General features: G+C 42.9%; 46 protein-coding genes. 45 read left to right on the top strand and 1 reads right to left on the bottom strand.

From position 1 onward, the window contains the following. Window positions 1-95 precede the first annotated feature (95 nt). Complete coding sequence (locus tag CSV63_RS02780; protein WP_099694441.1) at window positions 96-395, top strand: hypothetical protein; 300 nt, start codon at window positions 96-98, stop codon at window positions 393-395. Here CSV63_RS02780 and CSV63_RS16330 read toward each other — a convergent pair. After that, window positions 316-789: a hypothetical protein gene (locus CSV63_RS16330; RefSeq protein ID WP_143565376.1), complete on the bottom strand. Its 474-nt coding sequence runs from the start codon at window positions 787-789 to the stop codon at window positions 316-318. The two genes, CSV63_RS02780 and CSV63_RS16330, sit on opposite strands and share 80 nt — an antisense overlap. Window positions 790-858: 69 nt before the next feature. Here CSV63_RS16330 and CSV63_RS02785 point away from each other — a divergent pair, with 69 nt between their 5' ends. The 44 genes from CSV63_RS02785 (at window position 859) to CSV63_RS02975 (ending at window position 24850) form a co-directional block, all read left to right on the top strand. Then, window positions 859-1536, top strand: coding sequence for an ORF6N domain-containing protein (locus CSV63_RS02785; RefSeq protein WP_099694442.1), 678 nt, complete (start codon window positions 859-861; stop codon window positions 1534-1536). Window positions 1537-1723: 187 nt separating this feature from the next. Beyond that, window positions 1724-2002 carry a helix-turn-helix domain-containing protein gene (locus CSV63_RS02790; protein ID WP_158233894.1) on the top strand — a complete coding sequence of 93 codons (279 nt, stop codon included), beginning with the start codon at window positions 1724-1726 and terminating at the stop codon, window positions 2000-2002. Between the two features lie 9 nt (window positions 2003-2011). Then, entirely contained in the window at window positions 2012-2290 is a 279-nt protein-coding gene (locus CSV63_RS02795) for a hypothetical protein (RefSeq protein WP_099694444.1), read from the top strand. Between the two features lie 306 nt (window positions 2291-2596). Continuing rightward, on the top strand, window positions 2597-2776 hold the full coding sequence (locus tag CSV63_RS02800; protein ID WP_099694445.1) for a hypothetical protein: 180 nt from the start codon (window positions 2597-2599) through the stop codon (window positions 2774-2776). Continuing rightward, the gene (locus CSV63_RS16590) at window positions 2777-2929 is read left to right on the top strand and encodes a hypothetical protein (RefSeq protein WP_199203584.1); all 153 of its coding nucleotides are present in this window, start codon (window positions 2777-2779) and stop codon (window positions 2927-2929) included. It begins immediately after the preceding gene. Window positions 2930-3024: 95 nt separating this feature from the next. Then, window positions 3025-5001, top strand: a complete 1977-nt coding sequence (locus tag CSV63_RS02805; protein WP_099694446.1) for an AAA family ATPase — start codon at window positions 3025-3027, stop codon at window positions 4999-5001. Window positions 5002-5045: 44 nt separating this feature from the next. Continuing rightward, window positions 5046-5633, top strand: a complete 588-nt coding sequence (locus tag CSV63_RS02810; protein WP_143565377.1) for a hypothetical protein — start codon at window positions 5046-5048, stop codon at window positions 5631-5633. 25 nt (window positions 5634-5658) lie between these two features. Continuing rightward, window positions 5659-6585 carry a RecT family recombinase gene (locus CSV63_RS02815; protein ID WP_099694448.1) on the top strand — a complete coding sequence of 309 codons (927 nt, stop codon included), beginning with the start codon at window positions 5659-5661 and terminating at the stop codon, window positions 6583-6585. Further along, entirely contained in the window at window positions 6585-7286 is a 702-nt protein-coding gene (locus CSV63_RS02820) for an MBL fold metallo-hydrolase (protein ID WP_099694449.1), read from the top strand. Before CSV63_RS02815 ends, CSV63_RS02820 begins: the two co-directional genes overlap by 1 nt. Window positions 7287-7302: 16 nt before the next feature. After that, on the top strand, window positions 7303-8157 hold the full coding sequence (locus CSV63_RS02825) for a phage replisome organizer N-terminal domain-containing protein (RefSeq protein ID WP_099694450.1): 855 nt from the start codon (window positions 7303-7305) through the stop codon (window positions 8155-8157). Next, a complete protein-coding gene (locus CSV63_RS02830) occupies window positions 8081-8941 on the top strand; it encodes a DnaA ATPase domain-containing protein (RefSeq protein WP_099694451.1) in 861 nt (286 codons plus the stop codon). Before CSV63_RS02825 ends, CSV63_RS02830 begins: the two co-directional genes overlap by 77 nt. Window positions 8942-8952: 11 nt before the next feature. Continuing rightward, window positions 8953-9525: a hypothetical protein gene (locus CSV63_RS02835; protein WP_099694452.1), complete on the top strand. Its 573-nt coding sequence runs from the start codon at window positions 8953-8955 to the stop codon at window positions 9523-9525. Continuing rightward, window positions 9522-9692 carry a hypothetical protein gene (locus tag CSV63_RS16405; protein ID WP_158233895.1) on the top strand — a complete coding sequence of 57 codons (171 nt, stop codon included), beginning with the start codon at window positions 9522-9524 and terminating at the stop codon, window positions 9690-9692. The genes CSV63_RS02835 and CSV63_RS16405 overlap by 4 nt, the downstream gene beginning before the upstream one ends. Continuing rightward, a complete protein-coding gene (locus CSV63_RS02840) occupies window positions 9682-9828 on the top strand; it encodes a pilus assembly protein PilO (protein ID WP_099694453.1) in 147 nt (48 codons plus the stop codon). The genes CSV63_RS16405 and CSV63_RS02840 overlap by 11 nt, the downstream gene beginning before the upstream one ends. Beyond that, on the top strand, window positions 9825-10253 hold the full coding sequence (locus CSV63_RS02845; RefSeq protein WP_099694454.1) for a YopX family protein: 429 nt from the start codon (window positions 9825-9827) through the stop codon (window positions 10251-10253). The genes CSV63_RS02840 and CSV63_RS02845 overlap by 4 nt, the downstream gene beginning before the upstream one ends. Then, complete coding sequence (locus tag CSV63_RS02850) at window positions 10250-10717, top strand: single-stranded DNA-binding protein (RefSeq protein WP_099694455.1); 468 nt, start codon at window positions 10250-10252, stop codon at window positions 10715-10717. The genes CSV63_RS02845 and CSV63_RS02850 overlap by 4 nt, the downstream gene beginning before the upstream one ends. Before the next feature lie 238 nt (window positions 10718-10955). Next, window positions 10956-11270: a MazG-like family protein gene (locus CSV63_RS02855; RefSeq protein ID WP_233191931.1), complete on the top strand. Its 315-nt coding sequence runs from the start codon at window positions 10956-10958 to the stop codon at window positions 11268-11270. 180 nt (window positions 11271-11450) lie between these two features. Next, the gene (locus CSV63_RS16595; protein WP_199203585.1) at window positions 11451-11618 is read left to right on the top strand and encodes a DUF6011 domain-containing protein; all 168 of its coding nucleotides are present in this window, start codon (window positions 11451-11453) and stop codon (window positions 11616-11618) included. Beyond that, a complete protein-coding gene (locus CSV63_RS02860) occupies window positions 11615-12130 on the top strand; it encodes a Holliday junction resolvase RecU (RefSeq protein WP_099694457.1) in 516 nt (171 codons plus the stop codon). The genes CSV63_RS16595 and CSV63_RS02860 overlap by 4 nt, the downstream gene beginning before the upstream one ends. Next, window positions 12127-12324: a hypothetical protein gene (locus tag CSV63_RS02865; protein WP_099694458.1), complete on the top strand. Its 198-nt coding sequence runs from the start codon at window positions 12127-12129 to the stop codon at window positions 12322-12324. The genes CSV63_RS02860 and CSV63_RS02865 overlap by 4 nt, the downstream gene beginning before the upstream one ends. 109 nt (window positions 12325-12433) lie before the next feature. Further along, on the top strand, window positions 12434-12715 hold the full coding sequence (locus tag CSV63_RS02870) for a hypothetical protein (protein ID WP_099694459.1): 282 nt from the start codon (window positions 12434-12436) through the stop codon (window positions 12713-12715). A gap of 350 nt (window positions 12716-13065) precedes the next feature. Then, complete coding sequence (locus CSV63_RS02880; protein WP_099694461.1) at window positions 13066-13254, top strand: DUF6877 family protein; 189 nt, start codon at window positions 13066-13068, stop codon at window positions 13252-13254. Beyond that, window positions 13244-13621, top strand: a complete 378-nt coding sequence (locus CSV63_RS02885) for a hypothetical protein (RefSeq protein ID WP_099694462.1) — start codon at window positions 13244-13246, stop codon at window positions 13619-13621. Before CSV63_RS02880 ends, CSV63_RS02885 begins: the two co-directional genes overlap by 11 nt. Beyond that, entirely contained in the window at window positions 13588-13821 is a 234-nt protein-coding gene (locus CSV63_RS02890; RefSeq protein ID WP_099694463.1) for a hypothetical protein, read from the top strand. Before CSV63_RS02885 ends, CSV63_RS02890 begins: the two co-directional genes overlap by 34 nt. Before the next feature lie 16 nt (window positions 13822-13837). After that, the gene (locus CSV63_RS02895; protein WP_099694464.1) at window positions 13838-14026 is read left to right on the top strand and encodes a hypothetical protein; all 189 of its coding nucleotides are present in this window, start codon (window positions 13838-13840) and stop codon (window positions 14024-14026) included. Window positions 14027-14086: 60 nt separating this feature from the next. Next, window positions 14087-14257, top strand: a complete 171-nt coding sequence (locus CSV63_RS16410; protein ID WP_158233896.1) for a hypothetical protein — start codon at window positions 14087-14089, stop codon at window positions 14255-14257. A gap of 306 nt (window positions 14258-14563) precedes the next feature. After that, window positions 14564-15064 carry a sigma factor-like helix-turn-helix DNA-binding protein gene (locus tag CSV63_RS02900; protein WP_099694465.1) on the top strand — a complete coding sequence of 167 codons (501 nt, stop codon included), beginning with the start codon at window positions 14564-14566 and terminating at the stop codon, window positions 15062-15064. Window positions 15065-15229: 165 nt separating this feature from the next. Further along, window positions 15230-15802, top strand: a complete 573-nt coding sequence (locus tag CSV63_RS02905; protein ID WP_099694466.1) for a hypothetical protein — start codon at window positions 15230-15232, stop codon at window positions 15800-15802. A 74-nt stretch (window positions 15803-15876) separates the two neighbouring features. Then, on the top strand, window positions 15877-16395 hold the full coding sequence (locus CSV63_RS02910; protein WP_099694467.1) for a helix-turn-helix domain-containing protein: 519 nt from the start codon (window positions 15877-15879) through the stop codon (window positions 16393-16395). Next, window positions 16392-17786: a phage terminase large subunit gene (gene terL / locus CSV63_RS02915; RefSeq protein WP_099694468.1), complete on the top strand. Its 1395-nt coding sequence runs from the start codon at window positions 16392-16394 to the stop codon at window positions 17784-17786. The genes CSV63_RS02910 and terL overlap by 4 nt, the downstream gene beginning before the upstream one ends. A 52-nt stretch (window positions 17787-17838) precedes the next feature. Next, entirely contained in the window at window positions 17839-19458 is a 1620-nt protein-coding gene (locus CSV63_RS02920) for a hypothetical protein (protein WP_099694469.1), read from the top strand. After that, window positions 19455-19769, top strand: coding sequence for a hypothetical protein (locus CSV63_RS02925; protein WP_099694470.1), 315 nt, complete (start codon window positions 19455-19457; stop codon window positions 19767-19769). Before CSV63_RS02920 ends, CSV63_RS02925 begins: the two co-directional genes overlap by 4 nt. Next, the gene (locus CSV63_RS16415; protein WP_158233897.1) at window positions 19762-19932 is read left to right on the top strand and encodes a hypothetical protein; all 171 of its coding nucleotides are present in this window, start codon (window positions 19762-19764) and stop codon (window positions 19930-19932) included. Before CSV63_RS02925 ends, CSV63_RS16415 begins: the two co-directional genes overlap by 8 nt. Further along, window positions 19913-20122: a hypothetical protein gene (locus CSV63_RS02930; RefSeq protein WP_099694471.1), complete on the top strand. Its 210-nt coding sequence runs from the start codon at window positions 19913-19915 to the stop codon at window positions 20120-20122. Before CSV63_RS16415 ends, CSV63_RS02930 begins: the two co-directional genes overlap by 20 nt. A gap of 5 nt (window positions 20123-20127) precedes the next feature. Beyond that, window positions 20128-20343 carry a hypothetical protein gene (locus CSV63_RS02935; protein ID WP_099694472.1) on the top strand — a complete coding sequence of 72 codons (216 nt, stop codon included), beginning with the start codon at window positions 20128-20130 and terminating at the stop codon, window positions 20341-20343. A gap of 3 nt (window positions 20344-20346) precedes the next feature. Further along, window positions 20347-21342 carry a phage minor capsid protein gene (locus CSV63_RS02940; RefSeq protein ID WP_099694473.1) on the top strand — a complete coding sequence of 332 codons (996 nt, stop codon included), beginning with the start codon at window positions 20347-20349 and terminating at the stop codon, window positions 21340-21342. Further along, entirely contained in the window at window positions 21339-21461 is a 123-nt protein-coding gene (locus CSV63_RS16870) for a hypothetical protein (RefSeq protein ID WP_255408898.1), read from the top strand. The genes CSV63_RS02940 and CSV63_RS16870 overlap by 4 nt, the downstream gene beginning before the upstream one ends. Next, window positions 21458-21832: a hypothetical protein gene (locus CSV63_RS02945; RefSeq protein ID WP_099694474.1), complete on the top strand. Its 375-nt coding sequence runs from the start codon at window positions 21458-21460 to the stop codon at window positions 21830-21832. Before CSV63_RS16870 ends, CSV63_RS02945 begins: the two co-directional genes overlap by 4 nt. Before the next feature lie 129 nt (window positions 21833-21961). Next, window positions 21962-22546, top strand: coding sequence for a phage scaffolding protein (locus tag CSV63_RS02950; protein WP_099694475.1), 585 nt, complete (start codon window positions 21962-21964; stop codon window positions 22544-22546). 13 nt (window positions 22547-22559) lie between these two features. Next, window positions 22560-22952, top strand: coding sequence for a hypothetical protein (locus CSV63_RS02955; RefSeq protein ID WP_099694476.1), 393 nt, complete (start codon window positions 22560-22562; stop codon window positions 22950-22952). Between the two features lie 25 nt (window positions 22953-22977). Further along, complete coding sequence (locus CSV63_RS02960) at window positions 22978-23994, top strand: major capsid protein (RefSeq protein WP_099694477.1); 1017 nt, start codon at window positions 22978-22980, stop codon at window positions 23992-23994. A gap of 18 nt (window positions 23995-24012) precedes the next feature. Continuing rightward, window positions 24013-24192, top strand: coding sequence for a hypothetical protein (locus CSV63_RS02965; protein ID WP_099694478.1), 180 nt, complete (start codon window positions 24013-24015; stop codon window positions 24190-24192). 5 nt (window positions 24193-24197) lie between these two features. Continuing rightward, on the top strand, window positions 24198-24539 hold the full coding sequence (locus tag CSV63_RS02970; protein ID WP_099694479.1) for a hypothetical protein: 342 nt from the start codon (window positions 24198-24200) through the stop codon (window positions 24537-24539). Beyond that, window positions 24539-24850: a hypothetical protein gene (locus CSV63_RS02975; RefSeq protein WP_099694480.1), complete on the top strand. Its 312-nt coding sequence runs from the start codon at window positions 24539-24541 to the stop codon at window positions 24848-24850. The genes CSV63_RS02970 and CSV63_RS02975 overlap by 1 nt, the downstream gene beginning before the upstream one ends. Window positions 24851-24856 lie beyond the last annotated feature (6 nt).

The raw sequence follows: 24856 nt of genomic DNA on the forward strand, positions 1-24856 counted from the left end.
CCGGAGTCAGATATGCAGAAGCTTGGCTTCAAATTAATTTGCTAGGTAAGTGTTGGTGCTTTTCTAAAAAGAAAATTCAGATAGGAGGATGAAATATGAATGAAGTACTCGAAGCGTTAAAACAAAGAATCATCTATGAAGCGGAGCATCAGGGAGACACAAAGGGATTAGCGGAACTGGTAAACAGTTATACCAATTTAGTGAAAGTTGCCGCTGGAACGGCAACTTTCGATAAAAAGGAATTCAACAAAGTATTCATGGATCATTGGTCTGATGACTGGGATAAAAGTGAAGTCTCGATTTTACACGATATCGCTAACTCGGCGGGTGCTGCTGTCCTAAGTGTTCTGGAACATTTACACGAACCGGAGAATCAAGACCATCAGCAACAATAGTGATAAATAACTCGTTCTTTTCGCTATCCCACTCGATTAGTTTCACTTCATCGACTGTATAACCTAAACCGCTCGGATTCCCTTCTGATGAATCAGAGCATCGGTGATTAACAATAGCGGTCGCGAGTCTTTCACATTGCTGATTAAATGCTATTTGTCTCGTAGAATACGGCAGTAAATCCATTAAGCCGTATGGGTGATTCGGTTTTTTCTCGGTTCTTAATATTTTTTGAAAGGTTTGTATAAACGCTTTCTCGCCTTTAATGAAATCACCGATTCGCAAATTCCCTTTAGCGTCTCTGGTCATCTCATAAGTTTTCGGCGGATCATCCACTTTCACTCTAGGCAGTAAAACAGAATGAACAAGCGTCTGTGGTTTCCATTTCATAATCATGTTATCACCTCCTCCACTGTCACTATTCGACAAGGAGGAAAAATATACCTACTAAAAGGAGGAAACAATGTGAATCTATCAATTATTGAGAGAGAAGGAAACAGGGTTTTAACAACAGCGCAACTAGCAGAATCATTCGGAACTGATAATGGCATTATCAACCGAAACTTTCAGCGAAATGCAGAAAGATATACACCAGGCAAGCATTACTTCGCATTATCCGGTGAAGAACTAAGAGAGTTTAAAGGGTCAGGTCAAATTGACGGAAGCCTAAAATTCACATCTGTTTTGTATCTCTGGACTGAAAAGGGCGCATGGCTTCAAGCGAAATCTTTAAATACAGATCAAGCATGGGATGCATACGAAAAGTTGATTGATGAATATTACACGACTCAAAACCAAGTAAGGGCACTGAGTCCAACTGAGCAACTAAAAGCTTCTATGAGACTATCACTAGAAACATCGGAAGAAGTGGAAGCTATAAAAGTGGATGTCGCTCAATTGAAAGACAAGGTAGAGAACCAGATGACGCTAGATTATGGCATGCAGCGGAGGTTGCAAAGAGCAGTAGGCGCTCGGGTTTATGAAATTGAAAGCGATGATCAAGTAAGAAGAAAATTGTTTCGTGAACTATATCGAGAAATTAAAGACCGTTTCGGTGTTGCTTCATATAAAGATGTTCTACGCAAAGATTTACAATCAGCAATCTATTACGTAGAAGCGTGGATCCCTAAACGGATAGCTTAGAAGTGATCTAGCGGAGCGGAGGGGTTTGCTCCACTAGATTCAGAGGTTACTTACGAAGCGTAACACGAGGGTTATGAGTAGGTCTATTACTAGAATACAACACCCTACAAGAGTATTAAATTCCACTCCGGCTTATATGCTTCAACGGCATATAGTCCAATCTGGAATATTGAGAGGGGGTGAGCCAATGGAAATCGGGAAATTTTTAAGGCAATGCCGAAAGAGTCAAGGCTTGAAGCAAGAGGAGTTGGCGTTTGCGCTCAACATCAATCAGTCAGATGTATCGAAAATCGAGCGGGGCGAGAAGTACCCAGCACTAGATATCTTCCGAGATTGGACAGTACAGACGCAGACAGTCGACTTGGGCATTGCCTTTCTATACGGAACGGAAGTATTGCATACATTGCCAGATATCATTAATACCGTCAGCACGATGGTAGCAGGATTCATAACACTTATTTTTTAGGAGGACACTATGAAACTATCAAATTATCGTAGAGCAGACATTGAAAGAGCGGCTGATTTAAAGAAGATGGCCATGCATCAAATTGAAGCATTGGAGTTATGTAACTGGACGGATGACATGGAGGAAGCTGTATTCCGTGCGGAGACGTTGCTAGAAATGTTTAAACAAGTGAGGGTTATGCAACATATGAAGCGCGCAGACAGTAGCACGCATGTACTTGCAGAAAAGTTGGTCGCACAAGGAATCAATGCACAAGCCATGTTATTTACGCACAAAAAAGCCGACTGACGTGTCCAGCGTCAAATCGGCAAAACTAGAATTTATGTACTTTCAGTATACCACAGATTAGGAGCTTTGGCTCCTATCAAGAAGCTCAGGTTGGTTGGTTAGCCATTGGATCATTTCCACTGCGAATTGGAAACTCGTAGACCTGGTCTTCTTGATGGGATTCACATCCATCACAGAAAGGAGTTGATGACATGACGGAATACGAATACGCACTGATCTGCGCCATCATGCTTCCGATTATCGCATTTATGATTGGGCGATTGTGGGAAGATGCCGGTCACCAACTTAGAAAGGAGCGTGAAGAAGATGACGACGTATCAATGGGAAATAGTCTTTATGCAAGAAATCGATTCGGTCTACGTGACGACGCTTGAGGACAGTGTACTGGATGCTGCTCAAACGTATTACAACAATTACGGTGATCACATGAAGGTATATGCGATTCGTAAAGACGCGGAAATCATTCGTTTTGAGGAGGCGATCTGATTGGGTGAGTATGCTGAAATGGCTTTAAGCGGTGTCGTCTGTCAAATGTGCGGCGAGTTCATGGGTGAAGATGTTGGTTATCCGATGACTTGTAATGATTGTCACGCAGAGATGATGAAGTGGGAAGTTGAAGAGGAAAATGAACAAAAATAAAACCCGCTGTTCGAGCAGCGAGTTCGGGATTCCATATAAAACTACTTGGCGCTATTATAGCGCGGAATCCCGAAAATCACAAGGAGGAGAACATTTTGAAAAATATTAAATTGATGAATCTCACATTGAAGAACTTCAAGGGGATCAAGGAATTTGAACTCAACGTAAACGGTAACGATGCAACAATCTTTGGGGATAACGAAACAGGTAAAACGTCTTTGTACGATGCATTTTTGTGGCTTTTGTTCAATAAAAACAGCCAAAACCAAACGAAGTTCTCACTTAAAACACTGACGTCTGACGGTCAAGAAATGAACAACTTGGAACACGAAGTTGAAGCGTCGTTCCTGGTAGACGGTCACCCGTTGGTATTGAAAAAAGTGCATTACGAGGATTGGACTCAAAAAAGAAACGCACTTGAAGCAACGTTTAAAGGAAACAAAAACAAATACTTCATCGATGAGGTTCCGACACCAGAAAAGAAGTACAACGAGGCGATTAAAGAATTGATTGACGAAGAGGTATTTAAGCTTTTGACTTCACCCACTTACTTCAATGAACAATTCAAGTGGGAGAAGCGACGAGAAGTGCTTTTGGACATTACCGGAGATTTAACTGATGAAGAAGTTATTTCTGCTAACAAAAAGTTGCAAGAATTGACCGGCATTCTGAATGGTCGAAAAATCGAGGACCATAAAAAAGTGATTGCTGCTAAAAAGAAGAAAATCAATGATGAAATTAAAAGCATTCCGACAAGAATCAGCGAGATTAATAACATGCTTTCGGAAGGGAGTATTGATGTCTCTTCTATAGAAGTAGAAATCGCAAAAGTAGAAAAAGAGATTGACGCGGCATCTACTCAAATCAACAACATCAAAAACGGTTCGGCCGTTACGAATAAAAAGAACGATTTGCGACAGATTGAAATGGATCTCGAATCTATCAAGCGTGAACTGGAATCGGATGCGACTGAAAAAGGATATCAAGTTCAGGCGAAAATCCAAGAAGAGAAATCAAACCAAGCGATTATGCAAAGGAAATTAGATGATGCCAACTATGTGGTTGAGCATAACAAAAAGGATATCGCACGTTTCGACTTAGAAATTGCGGATCTTCGCAATAAGTGGAATGAAGAAAATGCGAAAACGTATGAACACAAAGAAGAATGCGAGTGCCCGACCTGCGGACAAGCTATTCCAGAAACAGATTTACAAGCCGCTAGAGATAAGGCTGTCAGCACTTTCAATACAAAGAAATCAGAAGAACTTGAACGTATCAACGAAAGAGGAAAGTCGCTGACAGCAAGCAAAGCTGAGGTTATCGATAAGAATGTAAAACTTGATAAAGAAATCGAGGAACTGTCATCCGAACTCGTCAAGAAAGAAGAGGCGATCAATAAGCTGACGATCCAGCTCAACGCGCTACGCGATGAAGTGAAGAACGCCCGGATGAATCCTAAGTACACGAACAAGGTTGCAGAAATGGCTACGGTCCAGGACGAAATCAAATCCCTCGAGGCAAACGCAACTGAAGCTGTTGTAGAAATCGAGAAAGAAGTAGTTGCACTAAAGGCAAAACGCTCCGAATTAAACGGACAAATCGCAAAGTACGAACAGGCGGAAGCGTCCAAGAAACGTATTTCAGAACTCGAACAACAGCAAGAACAACTCGCAAAGGAATTCGAGAAAGTCGAAAAGGAACTATTCCTGATTGAAGAATTTACTCGAATCAAAGTAGAAATATTGGATGAAAAAATCAACAGTAAATTCAAGATTGCACGCTTTAAATTAACTCACAAACAAGTTGATGGAACGCTGGTTGACGTGTGTGAAACGACGTATAAAGGTGTTCCTTATGGTTCCGGACTTAACAATGCGGCGAAGATCAATGTCGGCTTGGATATTATCCAAACTCTATCAAATCATTACGGTTTCAGAGTCCCGATCTTTGTGGACAACGCCGAGGCGGTAGTTGAGTTAGCTGAAACAGATTCACAAGTTATTTCGCTAGTGGTGAGCGGAAAAGATAAAGTTTTGCGGATTGAGCAGCAAAAAGAGAGTGTTGCGTCGTGAGTAAAAGAATAGATAGAACCGGAATGCGATTCGGGAGACTAACCGTGAAAAAATTTGTGGGTGTTGACAAGTATTACAACGTGAGCTGGGAATGCGTTTGTGATTGCGGAAACACAACAGTTGTAAGATATCCTAATTTGCATAGCGGTATAGCAAAGAGTTGCGGATGTTTAAAAAGAGAGCTGACCATTGCCAGGAACACGAAGCATGGCTTATCCGGAGGAGCGGGAAATGCGACCAGGCTGTACAGAGTTTGGCTGCACATGAGAGGTCGCTGTTTAAACGAAAAGAACGAGAGTTACGAATACTACGGGAAGCGTGGAATTTCGATATGCGAAGAATGGTCGGATTACGAAGCCTTTCATAATTGGTCCATGAAAAACGGGTATGAGGATCACTTAACAATTGAGCGAATCGATAACGATGGAAATTACAATCCGGAAAATTGTAGGTGGGCGACACGAAAAGAACAAGCGAGAAATACAAGAAGTAATCCACTCATTATATTTGAAGGGAAAACGCAGACAATGCCTGAATGGGCAGAGCAATTAGGTATCGAATACAACACCTTAAAAATGAGGCTTCACCGTGGATGGAGTGTCGAAAGGTCATTTACGCAAGAGGTTAAATGAAATATAAAAACAGGAGGAATTATAAATGACAAACCAATTACAAGAATCTCAACAAATGCAACCAGCTGAAAAGAAAAACGAACTGGTGACAAAAGTCGCCAACAAAGTGAAAGCAATGGTTGAAAACAATCAGATTAACATCCCTGAAAACTACTCCATTGTGAATGCGGTACAAGCAGCATACTTCAAACTGACAGAAGTAGATTTCAAAAAGAAAACATCCTTAATGGACAGCGCAACACCTGAAAGTGTCGCATTCTCCCTTCAAGATATGGCGATCCAGGCATTGAGTGTAGCGAAGAATCAAGGTTACTTCATCGTATACGGTGACAAAATGCAGTTCACTCGTTCATACCACGGCACGCAAGCGGTGCTAAAGCGCTTGAACGGTGTAAAGGATGTATGGGCTAACGTCATCTGGAAAGGTGAAGAATTCAACGTGGAGTACAACGAGAGAGGGCAACTAGCTTTCAAATCTCACAATGTTGACTGGATGGCGGCAACCGGAAAGAAAGAAGACATTCTCGGAGCGTATTGCATCATCGAACGTGACGATGGCGTGCAATTCTTAACAGTCATGACAATGGCAGAAATCCAAACATCATGGTCTCAATCATCTATGCAGACTGTACAAAACAAGTATCCGCAAGAGATGGCGAAACGAACTGTAATCAATCGAGCGTCTAAAGCGTTTATCAATACTTCAGATGACAGCGATCTATTCATTGGAGCAATTAATCGCACGACAGAAAACGAATTTGAAGATGATAAACCTTTACGAGAAATCAATCCGCAGCATGAAATTGACCAAAATGCGAACAAAGAAGTATTGGATTTTGTTGAACCGACAACTGGCGAGATCATCGAACCTGTAAAAGAGGTACCGACGCAGAAGCCAACACCGAGAGAACCTGAGCCAGTAGCAGTCACATCAAACGAGCCTGGATTCTAATGATTACGATTCAAACACTCGCAACAGGCAGTACGGGGAATTGCTATCACATCACAGACGGCCATTCCTCGCTCCTCTTGGAGTGCGGCATCAAATTCAAATCGATTCAAAAGGCGCTGAACTTTAAAACTAGCAATATAGCAGGCGTATTGGTATCACACGAACACAAAGACCATTGCAAGGCAGTACAGGACGTTGCAAACCGAGGGCTAGACATTTACATGTCACAAGGCACAGCGGACGCTATCGGCATTCAGCATCATCGTATACGGCCTGTTCCATGTAAAGAGACGTTCAGAGTCGGTACGTGGACTGTATTACCGTTTGATGTCCAGCACGATGCAGCAGAGCCTTTCGGCTTTCTAATCGCTAATCAGGATGGTGACAAGCTGTTATTTGCAACAGATACCTACTATATCAAGTATAAATTTTCAGAACTTACACATTTAATGATCGAGTGTAATTACTCGCAAAAGATACTGGGAGAAAACGTAGAGAGCGGACGTATTCCTGAATTCCTAATGGAACGAGTTATGCAGTCGCATTTCAGTCTGGAAAACCTATTGGTCTTTTTAAAAGCTAACGACCTATCAAGAGTTCAAGAGATTCATCTACTTCACTTATCGGATAGTAATTCAAACGAAGAAGAATTTAAAAAAGAGGTACAAGCAGCAACCGGAAAACTTGTTTTTGTGCCCTAAAGAAAGGTGATTGACCATGAGTAATGTGAAATGGATAAAGCTGAGTACGCAGATGTTTGAGGATGAAAAAATAAAGTTGATAGAACAGATGCCGGACGCTGATACCATCCTCATTATCTGGGTTAAATTGCTTTCTCAAGCAGGCAAAACAAACGGCAACGGCTACATTTACTTGAGCGAAAACATCCCTTATACGGATGAAATGTTAGCAACAATATTTGGTAGACCGCTCAATACAATTAGACTTGCGTTAGAAACTTTCAAGGCTTTCGGAATGATTGAAATAGACGACGAACACTTTATTAGTATAGCAAATTGGGAGAAACATCAGAACGTTGCTGGATTAGAAAAGATTCGTGAACAAACTAGAAAAAGAGTCGCTAAACACCGTGAAAATCAACGATTAGGAAGCAATCAAAAGGATGTAACGTTACCTGTAACGCAGGGTAACGCAATAGAACTAGAACTAGAACTAGAAGAAGAACTAGAACTAGAAAGAGATAAAGACATATTGTCCGATTCTCCGAATCAGACCGCGGATCTCATTCCCTACTCTCAAATCATTGATTATTTAAATGAACAATGTTCAACGAAGTATCGAAGTTCAACCGCTAAAACAAAAGAATTGATTCGTGCCAGGTGGAAGGAAGGCTTCCGTGTTAAAGACTTCGAACAAGTGATTGACACTAAACGTACTGACTGGATCAACGATAGCTCGATGAATAAATTCTTACGACCAATCACACTATTCGGCACCAAGTTTGAAAGTTACTTGAACGAAAGGAGTGCAGCTGATGCGAAAAATGTCGGACGTAATGACAAACGTAATGCAAAATCTACAAAAACATACGCGGATGGAGTCAACTTCTAATTACTGCACTCACACAACATTGGTATTTGGTAAAGAAGTAACTAAACGACATCAAATGATTATGTTTGACGGCAAAGAAGTATGCCCGGTATGCGAGATTGAGCGTGACACGGAAGAGTTCGAGAAAAGAGAAGCGTATCGGATCAAAGATGCAGAAAAGAGAGCGGAGTATTCGATTCTCGAAAGTAAGTCACTGTTTAAAGACAAGACGCTGATCAACTCTGGATTCAAAAATTACGAAACGAAAGACATAGAAGAAATCGCCAATAAGAAAAAAGCCATTAAAGCAGTTGAACAATATCGTGCAGGTGAAGTATTCAACACATTCTTGCAAGGCGATCCAGGCGTCGGTAAGAGCCATCTGGCAATGAGCATCATTCGGACCATGAACGAAACGGACAACCAAGACAGGTCGTGCTTGTTCATCGACATTGATGAAATGCTGTCCAGAGTGAGAGACAGCTTCAACAATCGTGAAAGTATCTACACAGAACAGTATTTCATTCAACTGTTATCAAAAGCGGATTTCTTGGTGTTGGACGACTTGGGAGCAGAAACTGGCTCGACGAACACAGAAAAAACCGCGTCTGATTACACGATGCGGATTCTGAAAGGTATAGCGGACTCTAGGCAGGACAAGCCCACCATCTTCACGTCTAACTTAAACCGCGAAGCGTTAGGGCGCATGTACGACGCTAAGACGGTTTCCAGGCTATTGCGAAATACGTATGTGATCAAGTTTGAAGATACTACGGATAAACGGATAAAGAACATTGAGTTTTAGGAGGATGCAGAGTGATAGGAAAAATCAAATTGACACCAGAACAAGCAGACGCAATACAAAAATGGCTTTGTGAGAGAAACGGTGATAAAGCCGCACTGTTGGATGTACACGCCACAGCAATGAAAAAGCAAGGCGGCTGGAGAAATGGCAACCCGTACCGAGCATTTAACGGCTTAGATCAGGCAGATATGGCAAGAGCGTTGTTGATCGGTTATGAAGTCGAAGAGACTTTCGAGGTTGGCGATTGGGTCGCTTGCGAATATGAAGATGGTGCATGGATTGCACAAATAGAAAGAATCGAAGGTAAAAAAGTATTTGCTCAGTGGGAAAATGGCCAACTGGATTGGAATTACGTTCACCATATTCGCCACGCCACATCAGAAGAGATCAAAGCCGAAAAAGAATATAGAGCGTGGAAGTCTATTGGTCGGGAAGTGGGCGGATTCAGAGAAGGAGATATAGGTATATTCAAAAATGAATACGTAGATCACGTTGACGCTCTAGGAGTTTTTTATAAAGACGGAGTGCTTACAGGTTTCTACCCAACGGAATCCTTCATCGAGTTTGGAGGTGCAGACGAATGAAACCTACACATCGAATCTATGACAGTCGAACAGGCGAAACACTTGACCGTGATTTAACTGAGGTTAAGCCGAGTGTTTGGGTGAGTAGTAATTACTCAGAGAGTGATGTCAGTTTTGATGACATTCAGATCGAGCGCTTGAAAGAAGGTGCATCCGATGTGGACTAACAACAGCGGGATCTACACGGTTCCTATGCCAGATAAAGTCGACTGGCAGAAGATTAAACGCGAAATGGACGCATTGGAAATCAAGTTGCAACAGGCAGAGGCGGCTATGGCTATGAGGAAGGGGATGACGGCATGAGGGAGATTAAATTCAGAGCGTGGTTAGAAAAACGCAAAGAAATGATTTCGTGGAAGCGGCTGTTAATCGAAAAAACCAAAAGAAGCACCTGCCTTTGGATTCCGGATAAACCGTATCGCGGAGGAATGACAGCTGAATATGATTATGTTCTCATGCAATACACCGGCTTAAAAGACAAAAATGGTGTGGAAATATATGAAGGTGATGTTATTCAATTTTTCCCTCATAAAGAAAGATCATCAGTAAAGTTCGTGGATGGTTGCTTTGTTTATTACAAAAGAGTTCCTGAAAGATTTAATATGCCGGATGGAAAGGTTAGAGAAGATATGGTTATCAATCTCTTGACTGATCACAAGTATGGAAATCACTGCGAAGTCATCGGCAACATTTGCGAAAATCCTGAACTACTGGAGGTCAACAAATGAATTCAGTAAATCTAATCGGCCGCTGGGTCCGAGAACATGAAGTAATAAACGGTAATACCACAGTCGTAAAGAACACGCTGGCGGTCGATCATCCATACAAGAAAGACGATGCGAGCTTTATCCGCGTAGTCATGTTCGGTAAAACTGGCGAACTAGCAAACCAGTACACAACCAAAGGATCGCAAGTGGCGGTCATAGGCCATATCCAAACTGGTAGTTATGAAAAGTCGGACGGTTCGAAAGTTTACACAACGGATGTCATTGCGAGCAGCATTAAGTTCCTTGAACCAAGGGGCAACAGTTCGGTACAGCCGAATAGTTCACAGCAAGCTCCACAACCGACGGAAACACACGGACAGACAAATACTCAATCGAACTATCAGACAGGGCAAGGTGGTTACGGTGGACAAGCACAGGGGTATGATGTGCCGCCTAACGTCACAGATGATGATTTGCCGTTTTGAGACTATGAAACTTTGAAAGGGTGGTAGTTATGACATTGAAAACCAGAAGTGGAACCAGTAAGGCTATACGAGCAATCAAAGCGGAAGCAGCGCGTCATGTATCAAAAGAAATTGAATGCCGGATCTGCGGTTGCAAGGAAACGGTACAAAAACACAGTTATTGCAGTACCAGTCGTTTATGCATAAAGTGCGCGAATCGAGAATTTGACGGATGGCTAAAAGAGGAGGGAAAAGTAAATTGAACATACAGCAACTAACAGACGCAATCAGAACGTGGGCGATCTACCGAGGGTTAGATACAGCCGACAGCACCAAACAAGCACTAAAACTGGGGGAAGAATTCGGTGAGTTGTGCCAAGGGTTGGCGAAATCACGACCAGACGAAGTGAAGGACGCGTTGGGAGACATGTTCGTGGTGATGACGATACTCGCTATGCAAGAAGGTGTCGCTATCGAGGAATGTGTGCAGATGGCTTACAACGAAATCAAAGACCGGAAAGGTGAGATGGTGAACGGTGTTTTTGTGAAAGAGGATGATTTAGTAAAGGGGTGATCCGGTGCTAACTATGTTCAAGGTCGATCACAAGAAAAAGCTGTACATCCACGGTGACTTAAATGCCCGTGAAATTAGAGAGCTGAAAAGAGAGGGGTGGCGCGTTGATGTCAAAGCCAAGCCCTCCATACCTAGCGAAGCAGTAAACAAAAACGGTATACCACGGGAAGGAGATACATCATGTCAAAGTGCAAGCGGTGCAACAAACCGCTCAAGACGTCGGAGAGCATCCAAGTCGGGTTCGGTCCGGTCTGCAAACGGAAACACGACGAGGCGGAAGCAGAGTTCTTGAAACGGCAGATTACGTTGGATGAAGAAATCGAGTATCAGGAAAAGGTGAGTGTATGAGGAAACCATATAGTCGATCACACGCAAATCGTGGAGCGGTACTGGAGAGTCTGATTGATATGACAAATAAGCAATATCAAAATAAGGGAGTAGCGGACATCCGAAAAGTTCCTACTCCAGTGAAAATCATGAAGCAGCACGGAAAAACTATCACAGGTTACACGCAAAAAGGCGAGTGGGTGGATTATTCTGGGGTTTATGACAGTAGGGCCATTATTTTTGATGCAAAAGAGACATCCAACCGAACGAGCTTCCCACTCAACAACATTTCCGTGCATCAGTACGAATTACTGAAATCATGGCACCAGAAAGGTGCACGGTCGTTTCTATTGGTCTCTTTTACAAAACTAGATGAAATATACCTTCTGCCATTCCCGTTGCTAGAAACGTATTGGGAGGGCGCTCAGAAAGGTGAAAGAAAATCTATTCCGCATCCGTTTTTCTTTATGCAGTGCGAATTAGTGAAAAGCGGCCGAGGATATGTATTGGATTACTTAGGGGTGATTAATTGAGCGATATGACTCTAGCAGGCATCATCATTGGAGCATTTTGGACAGCCAGTGTGATATTTGCGAATCGTAAAGGATATATAAATGGTCATTTTGACGGTTGGAAGCGAGGGCATGAAGATACAAAACTTGCAAATAACGAAGTGATGCAGAACGTTAAAAGAAAAATCGAAGAGCAAGTGAGGAAAAAGGAATGACAGAAGTGTATCTGGCAAGCGGCTTGATCTTTATTACCGCGTATGTATTTGGATTTATGAGGGGTAGGCAGTAGACAGAAAATGTGTAACAAGAAAGGAGCGATGAATTATGAAAGAAGCGTGGGTGCTGCAACTAAAGCCAGAAATAGCGATAAAGGAATACGAAGGCAAAGTTATGTATTTAAGTCATCGTGAACCAGTAGATCATCTAACTGATGATTTACAAAGAGCGACGAGATATAAAGATAAGCAAACGCAAATTGATTTGTTTAAGAGGCACGAAGAATTTATGCGTGATAAATATGGCGAAGATCCAATTTGTAACTTCGGCTGGACAAACATTAGCAAGAATTTCGACTTTGTTGAAGTAGAAGTTGCAGAAGTAGATTGATGCACATTCCGATTATAAAGCGCAGGAGCCGCAATAAGCGGCTCAATTATTCCGATTTTCCTTGTACATGTCCTTAAACACTTTGGGCATGTAACCGTAATAGCATTTGATAGTGCGGATCCTTCCTGCTTCTTCTCGCGTTCGCATTTCACGATATAAGCGATCTCGGACAAGGCTTTTGCTACACCCCAACAATTCGGAGATTTCTCCAGAGGACATTAAATCATCATAATACAAGCGATTAATTTCTTTTGTGCAAAACATATACATCACTCCTTTTCAGCAGAATACTATGAATTTGCCTAGTTGAAAAGAGCGAGCAAAAATAAATAGACAACAGGAGTTACACCATGGAACTAAATCCAATCTATGAAATTAATAAATTGCAAGAACAACTACCATTATCGGTAGTACAAGACTTACACCAACGCATAGCGGACTGGCTATCATCTGGCGGTAACTATGATGATCCGTACATGTTTCAGCAGTTAAGGTATGCGCGAAATGTGGCAAGGAGGATGAATAGAAATGACAACTGAAACGAATGCAGAGCGGCTTGACAGAATAGAAAATAGTGGCACAGGTTTGGAAGACGAGGATTTCGATTGGCTTTTCGAACAAGCTGAACGAGCGCAGGGATTGGAATACGAGAAAGATTTTTTCAGAAGTAGACTTGTAGAATTAAAGGCAGCGGACGTTATTACAAGAAAAGAAAACACACGCCTGCGGGAAGCGTTGGAGTTTTATGCAGACGGTAAAACCTATACAGATAAGCAGCACACTTCAAGCGGCGAATTGGTCGGCACGGGCTATTTGAATATCTTGTCCGATAACGGAGACAGAGCGCGGCAAGCATTGAAAGGAGAATCCGAATGGTCAGCGCGAGAAACGAACCGACAATCTTGATTTTGGACGACATTGAAATCAAATGGACATGGAAAGAAAGTGAGTTACTTCATTTTCGCGAAATGTGGGATGACGGTGTGCCGATTAATGACTTGGCTAGGGAGTTAAAAACGAATAGACGGAGTGTGGCATTGCTCGTTATGGATCAGGAGATGAAGGGCGAGATTGAGCAGCGGAAATTTGGGTTGTATGGGAATTGAGAGGAGGGAATGCGCGGTGAATCATTTTTATGTTTCTTATGCATACAGCGACATGGTTAAGCACGGCTACGGGTATTTGGAATTTAAGACGGAAGGACAAATGAGTGATGAGGGCTTCATGGATAGAGTCAGGAAAAACATTGGTGACAACGGCAAGCTTCCAGACGGATCTGTGACGGTACTAAACATTATTAAATTGAATTAAAAAAAGACAGGAATCTCTCCCCGTCATGGCTGACATTATGTTAACACAAGGAGGGGTCCTGTGGGAAGAACAGCAGAACGAAAAGAAGATGAAGTGGTTTTAGAAATAAATGGTGAGCGTTTTCCGATGAGTGCAAAAGAGTTTGGAGAGGATTGCTTAGTTTGGAAGAATTGGCGACTGTTGGACATCGTGAAAAGCGAAAGGATACGAGTGCAAGGAAATAATAATTGAATAGATAAGTCCACTACGGAAGAACCGACTGGACATCAGGAGATAGCGTTTATTCGCTGTTTCTTGGTGTCCTTTTTATTTTGCCGAAAGGGGTGAAGGGAATAAAAGCATACAAGAACAGCTCTTTGAAAAAGGGCTCGTACAGCCCGTTAAACGAGAGATAGAGCAAAAGGATATTAGGACAAGCAAGAAGCGGAATGAGCGGTTGAGTGAGCGGGAACTAGCGGAATTGATGGGGACTAACAGACCTACGTACGGACGGAAAAAAGGCGGAGCATACAGACAACGATAAGAGGGGGAACTCACATGCTGGATTGGGCGGATCAGTTGATACAAGAGTACACAGATGGACGGCAGCAATTACGAAGAAAAGCGGATCAACTAGACAGAGAGAATCCACTAGATATGCAAGACTTGAAGCAATTCAATTCTATGATTGAATCCATGTCGTACTCTTTGGAGTGGATGCAGACAGGACGTCAACCAGGGACTTATCGTGGAGCAGAAGAGAGTAATGTGTATCAAAAGAGATCCTATGAAAATATGGATTGGCTACCTGATTTGGAAGCGCAGCTACGTGAAGAAAACGATATAAACAAAAAGCATTTATTCATGACCAGGGAAGAGAAGATAATCCTTGCCGACATCCTTTCCTCTTTCTCTCTACGGGAGCGTCAGTGCTATCTATTGCATAAGGGGCAAAAGAAAAGCATGAGTGATATTGCGGAAGGTTTAGGAGTCAGTAAAAGTATGGTGCAGCAGTCTATACGTCGTGCTAAAAAGAAGATTGCAGACCGCGTTCAATAAGATTCATGATATACGCTATGATATACGAACATGCCATATATGAGGGGAACCATTAAAGGAGGGGTGCGTTCGTACGATGAATTGCATCCCAGCAGCCCCGTACATAACGAGTGATATTTAAAGAATTTTCACCTTTTTTGTTGTAATATAAATTGGGGTGAATTTATGGAAAAATTATCGTCATATATAAGTGTCTTAATACCATTTTTTCTTTTAATTTCTGTTGTACTGTTAGATATTTTAATTATAACAGGAGTTCTAAGTGAATTTTATCAAGATAAAGACACTGTGCTAGCAGGTATAATAGCTTTCTGGGGAGCAGTACTGGGCGGAACAATTACTTTTTTAGGTGTTCAATATACATTGTTTAACCAAAGAAAGATGAACTATGCAGAAAAAATCCCCGAAATAGTAGTGAACAGCTGGAAGATTTATAAAATCGTACAATTTGGCGCTAACCTTAAAAGCTATGTAAAAAGCTACCCTGAAATTGACGACGTTAAAAAAGTAGAAAAATTTTACGATGCGAATGAACTTTGGGCCAGTGAGTTGTCTGCAAAAACGAGTCTTCAGTGGTATCGATTAGTTGACAAGTATTTCACTCACTTATCAGATTACCATAGCTATAAGAAAAATAATCGTATAGACGAATGGCATGAGAAAGCGGAAGAATTGGCATTAAGTTCAATGGAGTTAATTGATAAATACGAAAAAGAATATGACGAATATGGAAAGTGAGCGCCTGATTCATTCGGGTGCTTTTTCTATGCCTAAAAATAAACGAAGTGACTAACATAATGAGGTGATACGATGTGACTGCTAAAAAGAAGAAAACAGGCGCTCGTGGTAAGTATGCCGAATGGATTACAGATGAAGGGCTTATCAAGATTGAGGGATGGGCTAGGGATGGGCTGACTGATGAACAGATAGCCGGAAACATCGGTATTAGTCGCTCCACGCTGAACGAATGGAAAAAGAAGTACTCGGACATATCGGACTCCTTAAAAAGAGGGAAAGAAGTTGTGGACCGTCAAGTTGAGAATGCATTGCTGAAACGAGCGCTTGGCTATCAATACGATGAAGTGACAAGAGAGCTTGGAGATAAACTCAATCCTGAAACAGGTGAGTTTGAAGAAGTGTTGATGGTAACTAAGACGGTTACTAAAGAAGTGGCTCCAGATACCACTGCTCAAATCTTCTGGTTGAAGAATCGTAAACCGAATGAATGGCGAGATAGGAAAGACATTGAGCATTCAGGCGGTATCGCCACACACAATCCATTTGAAGGATTAACAGAAGAACAACTACGAAAGTTAGCTGATGGCAAATGAAGAACATTGTACTTGGTGCAAAGATGGAACTTTCAAGACGCAACTTCTTTGACTACTGCAATCTAACCGCTGGGGACTTCTACAAGCGAGATCGAGACTTTCTAATTGAATTAGCTGACGTCATGCAATCATTCGCTGAATCAGATGACCAAGACGTTCTAGTGATAAACGTGCCACCACGCCATGGGAAAAGCCGAACAGCAGGAAAGTTCGTTGAATGGCTATTGGGTAGCAATCCTAAATTGAAAGTCATGACAGGTTCTTACAATGAAACCTTATCAACAACTTTTTCTAAGAACGTTCGGAATACAATTTCAGAAGTAAAAGCACAAGAGGATGCAGTGGTATACGCTGACATCTTCCCAAATACGCGCATTAAGCATGGGGATGGCGCGATGAACCTATGGGCATTAGAGGGTGGCTACAACAACTACCTAGCTACTTCTCCTACAGGTACGGCTACAGGGTTCGGTGCTGACTACATCATCATTGATGACTTGATTAAGAATGCGGGTGAAGCCTACAACGATCGTGTACTTGAAGGTCATTGGGATTGGTTCACGAACACGATGTTATCCCGATTAGAAACAGGCGGTAAAATCATTATTATCATGACGCGTTGGAACAGCAACGATCTAGCTGGCAAAGCACTCGCTGAACTCCCTCAACTTGGCTACTCACTAAAACATGTCAACATGAAAGCGAAAGTAGACGGCAAGATGTTGTGTGATGATATCTTGAGCGAGAAGGAATATGAGCGTAAAACAAAAGCCATGGGCATTGATATAGCAGAAGCCAACTACAACCAAAACCCGATTGATATTAAAGGACGGTTGTATTCGTCGTTCAAGACGTATACCGAGATGCCGAGAATCAAACGCATCGTAAGCTATACAGATACAGCAGATACAGGCGCGGATTACCTTTGCTCATTAGCGGCTGCAGAAACGTTCGATGGTGAACTATACATGGTGGACGTTCTGTACACGAAAGAAGCGATGGAAGTAACCGAGAAGTCTAATGCTGAAATGCTCGTAAAGAATGAAGTGAACTATGCATTGATTGAATCCAATAACGGTGGACGCGGTTATGCTCGTAGCGTCGAACGGATTATGTGGGAAAAGCATAAGACGCGTAAAACAGCAGTCAAATGGTTCCACCAATCGAAGAACAAGCAAGCGCGGATTTTATCTAACGCATCATTCGTAATGGATCACATCTATTATCCTGAAAACTGGAAGGATAAATGGCCTGAATATTACAAGGCTATGCACGCCTATCAGCGCGAAGGAAAGAACAAACACGATGACGCGCCGGATGCCACAACTGGATTAGCGGAAATACTGACAGACAGAAGTAAAGCGACTATTAGCAGCGCATCTGCTTGGTAAGGGTGAGGTCTATGAGACCTTGCCTTTTTCGCGTTTATAAAGGAGGGGCAACATGCCGCTAGAATGGAAAAAGTTTGACGAGAAGACCGTGACGGAATTGCACGGCAATGTGTACTACTACCGTAAATTATACGAAGGCAGGCACTCGGAGATATTCGAGCGTGCGAAAGAACTGATAGAGAATGGCGAGATCGTCGACAACATCATTAATGGTGTGCCGAAGACAGCAAACGTCAAGACGCCGTATATTGTCGCGAACATTTGTAAGCTGATTCCCGAAGTTCCGGCCATGCTTGTGAGTCGTTCACTTGGTAGTATTCAAACGTCGTTTTCACCTGATGATTTTGCGAATGAAGAAGTCAACGAAGAAACAGACGACTTTATTGAAGGTCCTGGCGACGGTTCAGAGTCTAGTCGCATTATTCATGCACAACAGGAAGTCATACGACAGATTGAAAATAACTCGAAACTTGCATTTGAACATTGGGGCAACATCGTACAGCAACAAGTCGATGGCGGTCTAGTGGGTGTGCCGTGGCTCGATGATGCAGGATTACGCATTGAATTTAAAGCGCGCGACGTCTACTACCCACATGAAGATGGCATGGGCGTGGACTTGGTGTATCGCATTGAAAAGGACGACAAGGACTATCTGCAAGTGTATAGGGAGCGTGTGGAGCGCAATGCAAGCGGTGATATGGATTTACACTCCAGTCATATGTTGTTTGAATTGAACGCAAGTAATGAAACAAAGCAACTGCCTGACGATGAAACTAAGTTGATTCTCGGCATGAATGAGTTGGAAAAGGTGTACAAAGGGCGTGGTCGTCCGTTTATTATCTACTGGCCGAATCAAAAGACATTTATCAACCCACTGGGTGCATCGTGCTTGCGCAACCAAGAGGGTAAACAGGATGAAGTTAACTGGACATTAACGCGGAATTCTATCACGTTTGAGCGTAACGGTAAGCCGCGCATTGCGGTGACAACTGAAATCATGCAGGCGTTACAGGATAAAGCTATGCAGCGATATGGCGATGACAGTCGTATTGACAGCCGAGATTTAGAAGTTACAACGATGGACGAGAAGGGCAACGCGCTCCAAGTCATCCAGATTGATGTTACTAAAATTGGAGACATTGGATGGGTTAAAGACTTGGTCAAGCTCATGCTCATGGAAACGCAGACGTCTGAAAAGATGATTGACTTCTATTCGGATATTGCCGGATCACAAGGCGCTGCACAATCTGGTGTCGCAAAGTTTTATGACTTGTTCGTTTCGTTGCTCAAAGCGGAGCAGATCCAACAGGAGTATATCTATTTCTTGCAACAGTTATTTGAAGCGGCATTATGGATTCAGCACGAGCAAGATTCAGCCATTCAAATTGAAGAGCCTGAAGTCATGATCAAGTCGATGATTCCGATTAGTCGCAAGGAATTGGTGGACGAGAACAACAAGGCGTATACAGATGGTACGCAGTCACTTGAGACAACGATTCGTAGGAATAACCCGACAGCATCGGACGATTGGGTGCTTGAGGAGCTTGCCAGAGTAGAGGCGGAGCATTCAACAGATGACAACTTTTCATTAGAGCGTGGACGTCAGACGTTACAGAACTTCTACGGTAATCGTGATGAGAATATGAATCCGATTGGAGATGAAGAGGAATGAAGGATATCAGAGAAATGACCAAGGGCGAACGTCTGAAATTCATTGCAGATCATCACACAAGAGAAAACGGCATTGTGTACGGAGAATGGAATTCTGATGATTATTTCATCATCGAACGAAACGATAAGCTGTATGTCGTGCATTCTGATTATTTTGGTTACACAAGCGCTGTCCTATTCGCTGTAGGTGGCGACGACCACAGGGCTTCAGATTGGTCCGACGGAATGCTGTTAGATGCAACGAAAGAAGTCGTGGACAGCCTGAACGTTTCAAGTCGTTATCCGTTTGGTGGAGATGATGACAATGCTTAATCTAGCCATCAACCTATTTCTATTCATTGCGATTCTTTTCATGGTTGGCTTCATGTTTCTTTTCTTTTGGGTGGTTACTGTTTTCGTTTTCGCGGTTAAGGAAGTTAAGAAAGAATACAGCATCAATGTGAGGAGTGGAGAACGTGGCGAAAATGGCAATTGATATTGAAAATACAAAAACATTCAAGGCTATTACCGAATCGCTTGCATATTTAGTGAATGAAAAAGCAGACGAGAAAGATATCGCTCACATCAACGGCGTGTTTGAGCGTCTTGGTGTAGATATGGAGTTTGAAATGGGCGACATCGAACCAATCGAATCAACAATGACGATATGTGAACCGGAGGAGTGATAGAGATGGACAACCAAACAGCAAAGAGCATTGACCGGTCGTTGAAAAGTATTGCGTCATCATTGCAGAAGATTGAAAAGAACACGCGTCCGACTATCGTGGTTCCAGAACCAGAAGAATCAGTTCGATCTATTACCGGAACTATCTCGGAACAATTACAAAAAGAAACACAGCGATTAAGCGGCTGGACTGGTATTAGCGAAAGCATTAGTAGGCGATAACCCATGAACGAAGAACTCCTTAAAGTCATCCGTCAACTGAAAGACGAGATCCTGTTCATTCTCACCAGTTACAACATGACAGACGAAACGCACGCACAGGCGGCAATGGACAAGATCAACGCGTTGTTTGACAAGCTCGGCATCGTAATTGAAGACGTCATTCCACCCATCGTTATGCAATCGTATCTAGCAGGTACAGGTGGCGCGGCATTAGGTGCAAGTCTCTATGCAGTAACCGAACTGACAGACAACGTCATGCTCGATTTAAAGGCGGCTATCCGTACAGCAAAGGCAAATACCAATAAGTCCATCATCGAAGCGCTAGGCGAAGTGCAGGACGAATTGCGGGCAGGTGTAGCGAGTGCATCCAAAAAGCGTAAGGTTACCGCGAAGGTAGTGGAGACGTTTGATAAGTACGGCATGACGTCCTTTACGACTGTTGACGGTAAGAAATTACCGTTGGATTTTTACAGCGAAGTCGTCACCAGAACCAACATGCAAAACGCGGAGAATCGCGGCAGAGTGGACTGGTTTGAAGATAACGGCAAGGATCTAGTCATTATTAATGGCGTAACGCCTACATGCAGACACTGCTACGCTCATCGGGGCGTGGTTTTTTCTATTTCTGGCAAAGACAAGCGATTCCAACCACTGAATGAAGAACGTACTCCTCCTTATCATCCTAACTGCATGTGTTATGTGGAAGAGTATGACGAGGATTCGCTGGATGAGCGTTATGTTCAAGCGGATATTGAACGAGCTGAAGCGTTTAATCCTGAAGAGGATAGACGACCGGACAATATCAAGAAAGCTTATGATAAGAAACAGGCGAGTAACCGTAAGAATAACTACGAAAAGAAAGCCTATGCTCGTATGGTGGCGAAGTTGGGTGATGATGCTCCTGCTACGTTAGGGGCTTTTAAACGTATGAAGCGATCGAAGTCAAAGAAGTATAAAGAGTTGCAACGTATGATGAGAAAAGGAGATGAAGAATCATGAGAGTTATTAATATAGTCGAGAAGGAAACGAACGATCTGATTGCTTCTATTTCTGAAAACAACATCATTATTCACGATGATTACGAAGTTATTGAATGGCAAGAGGAGGATGACGAATGAGTAAAGTAGAAGATATTTTTCAAGTTGTAGCTGATGAATTGGGGATTAATTATTGGGAAGTAGCCGGTATAAACCAATCGTTTTCTAATTCTGATAACCCCTATTGCAAAGTAGAAACAAGAAGTTATGGAGATTTCTTCATTGAGGGATCGCGTTATTTGAAGATGATCGAAAAACTAAAAGAAGAAAAACCGAAAGAACTTGTAGCGACTTTGCGATTTGCGAGTGGTGCGACAACGGAAATACGCGGTCATGAAGCTAGTAGGGTAAAAGAGATTGTCGAAAAAGTTGGCGAGCACGGATGGAGAAAAGTCAGCGGTCGAAACATCAACTTTGCAAATGTAGAGTCAGCCGATTTCGAATACAAATAAATTTGTCTTTAGCCAATAGACGTTATAAACAGGGCTTTTTATTATGCATTAAATTCGCTCGCACAGCGTTACCGTGCAACCTTATCGAGTTCGTAAACTCGTAAAACAACGTAAAGGGAGATATGCAAAATGACAAGAGAAGAACTCAAAGCACTTGGACTTACTGATGAACAAATAGAAGCTGTAATGAAGTCACACGGAACAGTAGTGAACGCTACGAAAGACGAACTGACAAGTGCACAGTCGGAACGCGATTCGTACAAGACACAACTAACCGACCGTGATACACAGCTTGAGGATTTGCGCGGCAAAGCAGAAGGTCATGCAGATTTGCAATCGACTATTGACGCTTTAAAACAAGCGAATGAGGATGCGAAAAACGCATATCATGTGGAGCTGTCGAATACCAAGTTGAACTACGAACTAGATCAAGCGTTGCTATTGAATAAAGCGCGTAATCCACGTGCTGTTCGTGCATTACTGGACAGCGAGGTCATTCAGTTGGGTGAAGATGGACAGCTGACTGGATTGACTGACCAACTAACAGCCTTGAAAGAGTCTGATGGTTATCTATTCGATGAGGGAAGTGCAACTCCACCACCTGCCGGACATACACCAGGGGCAGGGCAAAAGCATAACAACCCACCAAAGCCAGACGGCTATAACGTGGGTGTAGCGATGTACGAGCAGTTAAAACAAAATAAACGAATCTAAAGGAGGAATTACTATGCCATACACAGGCAAAACAGTTACTACGGAGTTCCGTGGCGGACTCAACATTCTCGCTTCTGAACATTTTCAATTCATTGAGGGTGGCGCTACATTAGACGCGGCAAAATTTGGAGCGGTGTATATCCCTGTTGGAACACCAATCGCACGCAATACGACAACAGGCTTTTTTGAGCCATACAAAGACGATGTGGATGCAGTGCCGGAAGGTTTTGACGAATTCTCCATCTTGAACATCGATATGAATTGCGATGGAAAAACGAATATCGTGGTCGGAGAAGTTCTCATTCGTGGTTCTGTCTATGACGCGAAACTACCCGATACAGTAACAGCGGCATTCAAAGCGGCTACAAGCCCGCAAATTCGCTATGTTAAACACATCAAACAATAAGAAGAATTGAAGGAGGAATTTTACTATGGCAGGTATTACGCATTTAGAATTATTTCAAAAGCCAGCGCTTAAAGCGTTAGTGGATTTAACAGAACAGGACGTAAACGAAACAATCGCAGATCGGTTTTTACCGACTGTAAACACATATGACCGTCGCTTCGCCTATGACATCATTAAAAACAATCAATACATTGCAGCGTATATCGGGTACGGTGCAGAACCGCCTGTCGTTGACCGCAATGCGGTGGCATCTAAAATGGGTGAGATTGCATACTTTGGACTAAAGGACATCGTCACTTACGAAGAATTGCAATCCATTAATGAAGCTCGTAATGATGCAGAACAGCGGGCAATCATTGAGAAGATCACGGTGAAAAATATCGACCTGCTAAACGGTCTGCGCAAGTTGATTTTCGTTGCGAAGATGGAAGCATTAACACGTGGCACGCATTCTTACGATGCGAACAATGTAAAGGTAAACTTTGACTTTGGTGTTCCTGAAACTAATAAGGTGGCACTGTCAGTCGGTCAAGACTTGGATACTCCTGACTTTGATGTAATCGGGATGCTGGACGAGCATGTGCAGAAGTACGCGGAAGCGAACGGAAAAGCGCCTGACGTCATGTGGGTATCGCGTGAACTGAACCAGAAGCTATTGCGTAATGCAGTTGTCATTGCAGAAGCGGGACGTGCTGCAGGCGCTACTCGAGCGTCACAAGCGGAAGCAAATGCCGTATTTGAAGCGTATGGTCTACCGCCTGTACAAGTCATCACAGATCGTTTCGTGCAGTACAAGGACATCTACACAGGCGATATTGTTCGTAAAGAAGTAATGCCTGTCAATCGTATTGTCATGCTATCCGAAGGAGTTGGGGAGTATTTACTTGGCCCAACACTTGAAAACAACTTCCAACCAGGTTTGTTCTTGGAAGCATACGACAAAAAAGAACCTATCCAGTCTGTGTTACGTGCAGTTGGAGCTGGATTCCCTGCACCTGAAAAAATCTCGTTTGTGTATCACATCGATGCATACACGCCTTAATAGTAGGAGGGAAATATTGTGGCTAAAACAAAAGTAGAAGTCCTTAATGCAATTGTGGATGGAGCGCGACGTGGTGAAACTATCACCATTGATTCGCGTTCCGCTGCACATCTTGAAAGAATCGGTTATGTAAAGATTCTGGGTGAAGTGAAAGCCAAAGAACCTAAAGAAGAAAAACCCAAGAATAAGAAAGGGTGATCTACATGGTCACTGATCTAACTGTAAAGCTGTACATGATGAAGCTGTCCAACACGGACGGCTTTTTTGCGTTGGATTCATTGGAGCAAGACAAGGCGATCTTTAGCGCGTTTGAATTGCTCAAAGACAACTTTCCTGTCGAGAAGCTGACAGACCGCGTTGTAGCCTTGCAAGTCCTGTACATGCTCGAGGGCGAAGGGGAAGAATTCGCCATGCTCAAACGTCAAGGTGTCAAGTCCTACTCGGTGAAAGGTATATCTGTCACGTTTAACGGTTCCGGCATTTCACCAGATGTCATCGGGATCCTTGTCGGTACACCACGTGCGGCGATTGGGAGGCTGATCTAATGTTTCCTACACCGCATATGGTGACTGTCTATAAACCAGGCGAAGAGGATTTCTGGGGCAATGCGGGTGACGAGGTCATTCTTGTTATCAAGTGCCGTGTCGATGAAAAGACGCAAGTCGTGAAGAATCGCATGGGGGATGAAGTGGTGGTCGGGGCAGAAATCATGTTTCGCGGACTGCCTAACATCGACTATGAGGACAAGATTGAATTCGTCAACGAACGCGGCAGTAGCCTAAAGCGCGAACCCGAATTGATAGCGCCCGCTCGAAAATTGAACGGCAAAGCACTATATACATCGGTGTACTTGTGAGGTGGT

The organism is Sporosarcina sp. P34 (genome assembly GCF_002743375.1).
In the GTDB taxonomy this organism is placed as follows: domain Bacteria; phylum Bacillota; class Bacilli; order Bacillales_A; family Planococcaceae; genus Sporosarcina.

Excerpts from the sequence above, each read along its gene's own strand:
- CSV63_RS02780 (WP_099694441.1), top strand. The coding sequence starts at position 96 with ATGAATGAAGTACTCGAAGCGTTAAAACAAAGAATCATCTATGAAGCG.
- CSV63_RS16330 (WP_143565376.1), bottom strand. The coding sequence starts at position 789 with ATGATTATGAAATGGAAACCACAGACGCTTGTTCATTCTGTTTTACTG.
- CSV63_RS02790 (WP_158233894.1), top strand. The coding sequence starts at position 1,724 with ATGGAAATCGGGAAATTTTTAAGGCAATGCCGAAAGAGTCAAGGCTTG.
- CSV63_RS02795 (WP_099694444.1), top strand. The coding sequence starts at position 2,012 with ATGAAACTATCAAATTATCGTAGAGCAGACATTGAAAGAGCGGCTGAT.
- CSV63_RS02800 (WP_099694445.1), top strand. The coding sequence starts at position 2,597 with ATGACGACGTATCAATGGGAAATAGTCTTTATGCAAGAAATCGATTCG.
- CSV63_RS02815 (WP_099694448.1), top strand. The coding sequence starts at position 5,659 with ATGACAAACCAATTACAAGAATCTCAACAAATGCAACCAGCTGAAAAG.
- CSV63_RS02820 (WP_099694449.1), top strand. The coding sequence starts at position 6,585 with ATGATTACGATTCAAACACTCGCAACAGGCAGTACGGGGAATTGCTAT.
- CSV63_RS02825 (WP_099694450.1), top strand. The coding sequence starts at position 7,303 with ATGAGTAATGTGAAATGGATAAAGCTGAGTACGCAGATGTTTGAGGAT.
- CSV63_RS02830 (WP_099694451.1), top strand. The coding sequence starts at position 8,081 with ATGCGAAAAATGTCGGACGTAATGACAAACGTAATGCAAAATCTACAA.
- CSV63_RS16405 (WP_158233895.1), top strand. The coding sequence starts at position 9,522 with ATGAAACCTACACATCGAATCTATGACAGTCGAACAGGCGAAACACTT.
- CSV63_RS02840 (WP_099694453.1), top strand. The coding sequence starts at position 9,682 with ATGTGGACTAACAACAGCGGGATCTACACGGTTCCTATGCCAGATAAA.
- CSV63_RS02845 (WP_099694454.1), top strand. The coding sequence starts at position 9,825 with ATGAGGGAGATTAAATTCAGAGCGTGGTTAGAAAAACGCAAAGAAATG.
- CSV63_RS02850 (WP_099694455.1), top strand. The coding sequence starts at position 10,250 with ATGAATTCAGTAAATCTAATCGGCCGCTGGGTCCGAGAACATGAAGTA.
- CSV63_RS16595 (WP_199203585.1), top strand. The coding sequence starts at position 11,451 with ATGTCAAAGTGCAAGCGGTGCAACAAACCGCTCAAGACGTCGGAGAGC.
- CSV63_RS02860 (WP_099694457.1), top strand. The coding sequence starts at position 11,615 with ATGAGGAAACCATATAGTCGATCACACGCAAATCGTGGAGCGGTACTG.
- CSV63_RS02870 (WP_099694459.1), top strand. The coding sequence starts at position 12,434 with ATGAAAGAAGCGTGGGTGCTGCAACTAAAGCCAGAAATAGCGATAAAG.
- CSV63_RS02880 (WP_099694461.1), top strand. The coding sequence starts at position 13,066 with ATGGAACTAAATCCAATCTATGAAATTAATAAATTGCAAGAACAACTA.
- CSV63_RS02885 (WP_099694462.1), top strand. The coding sequence starts at position 13,244 with ATGACAACTGAAACGAATGCAGAGCGGCTTGACAGAATAGAAAATAGT.
- CSV63_RS02890 (WP_099694463.1), top strand. The coding sequence starts at position 13,588 with ATGGTCAGCGCGAGAAACGAACCGACAATCTTGATTTTGGACGACATT.
- CSV63_RS02900 (WP_099694465.1), top strand. The coding sequence starts at position 14,564 with ATGCTGGATTGGGCGGATCAGTTGATACAAGAGTACACAGATGGACGG.
- CSV63_RS02905 (WP_099694466.1), top strand. The coding sequence starts at position 15,230 with ATGGAAAAATTATCGTCATATATAAGTGTCTTAATACCATTTTTTCTT.
- terL (WP_099694468.1), top strand. The coding sequence starts at position 16,392 with ATGAAGAACATTGTACTTGGTGCAAAGATGGAACTTTCAAGACGCAAC.
- CSV63_RS02920 (WP_099694469.1), top strand. The coding sequence starts at position 17,839 with ATGCCGCTAGAATGGAAAAAGTTTGACGAGAAGACCGTGACGGAATTG.
- CSV63_RS02925 (WP_099694470.1), top strand. The coding sequence starts at position 19,455 with ATGAAGGATATCAGAGAAATGACCAAGGGCGAACGTCTGAAATTCATT.
- CSV63_RS16415 (WP_158233897.1), top strand. The coding sequence starts at position 19,762 with ATGCTTAATCTAGCCATCAACCTATTTCTATTCATTGCGATTCTTTTC.
- CSV63_RS02935 (WP_099694472.1), top strand. The coding sequence starts at position 20,128 with ATGGACAACCAAACAGCAAAGAGCATTGACCGGTCGTTGAAAAGTATT.
- CSV63_RS02940 (WP_099694473.1), top strand. The coding sequence starts at position 20,347 with ATGAACGAAGAACTCCTTAAAGTCATCCGTCAACTGAAAGACGAGATC.
- CSV63_RS16870 (WP_255408898.1), top strand. The coding sequence starts at position 21,339 with ATGAGAGTTATTAATATAGTCGAGAAGGAAACGAACGATCTGATTGCT.
- CSV63_RS02945 (WP_099694474.1), top strand. The coding sequence starts at position 21,458 with ATGAGTAAAGTAGAAGATATTTTTCAAGTTGTAGCTGATGAATTGGGG.
- CSV63_RS02950 (WP_099694475.1), top strand. The coding sequence starts at position 21,962 with ATGACAAGAGAAGAACTCAAAGCACTTGGACTTACTGATGAACAAATA.
- CSV63_RS02955 (WP_099694476.1), top strand. The coding sequence starts at position 22,560 with ATGCCATACACAGGCAAAACAGTTACTACGGAGTTCCGTGGCGGACTC.
- CSV63_RS02960 (WP_099694477.1), top strand. The coding sequence starts at position 22,978 with ATGGCAGGTATTACGCATTTAGAATTATTTCAAAAGCCAGCGCTTAAA.
- CSV63_RS02970 (WP_099694479.1), top strand. The coding sequence starts at position 24,198 with ATGGTCACTGATCTAACTGTAAAGCTGTACATGATGAAGCTGTCCAAC.
- CSV63_RS02975 (WP_099694480.1), top strand. The coding sequence starts at position 24,539 with ATGTTTCCTACACCGCATATGGTGACTGTCTATAAACCAGGCGAAGAG.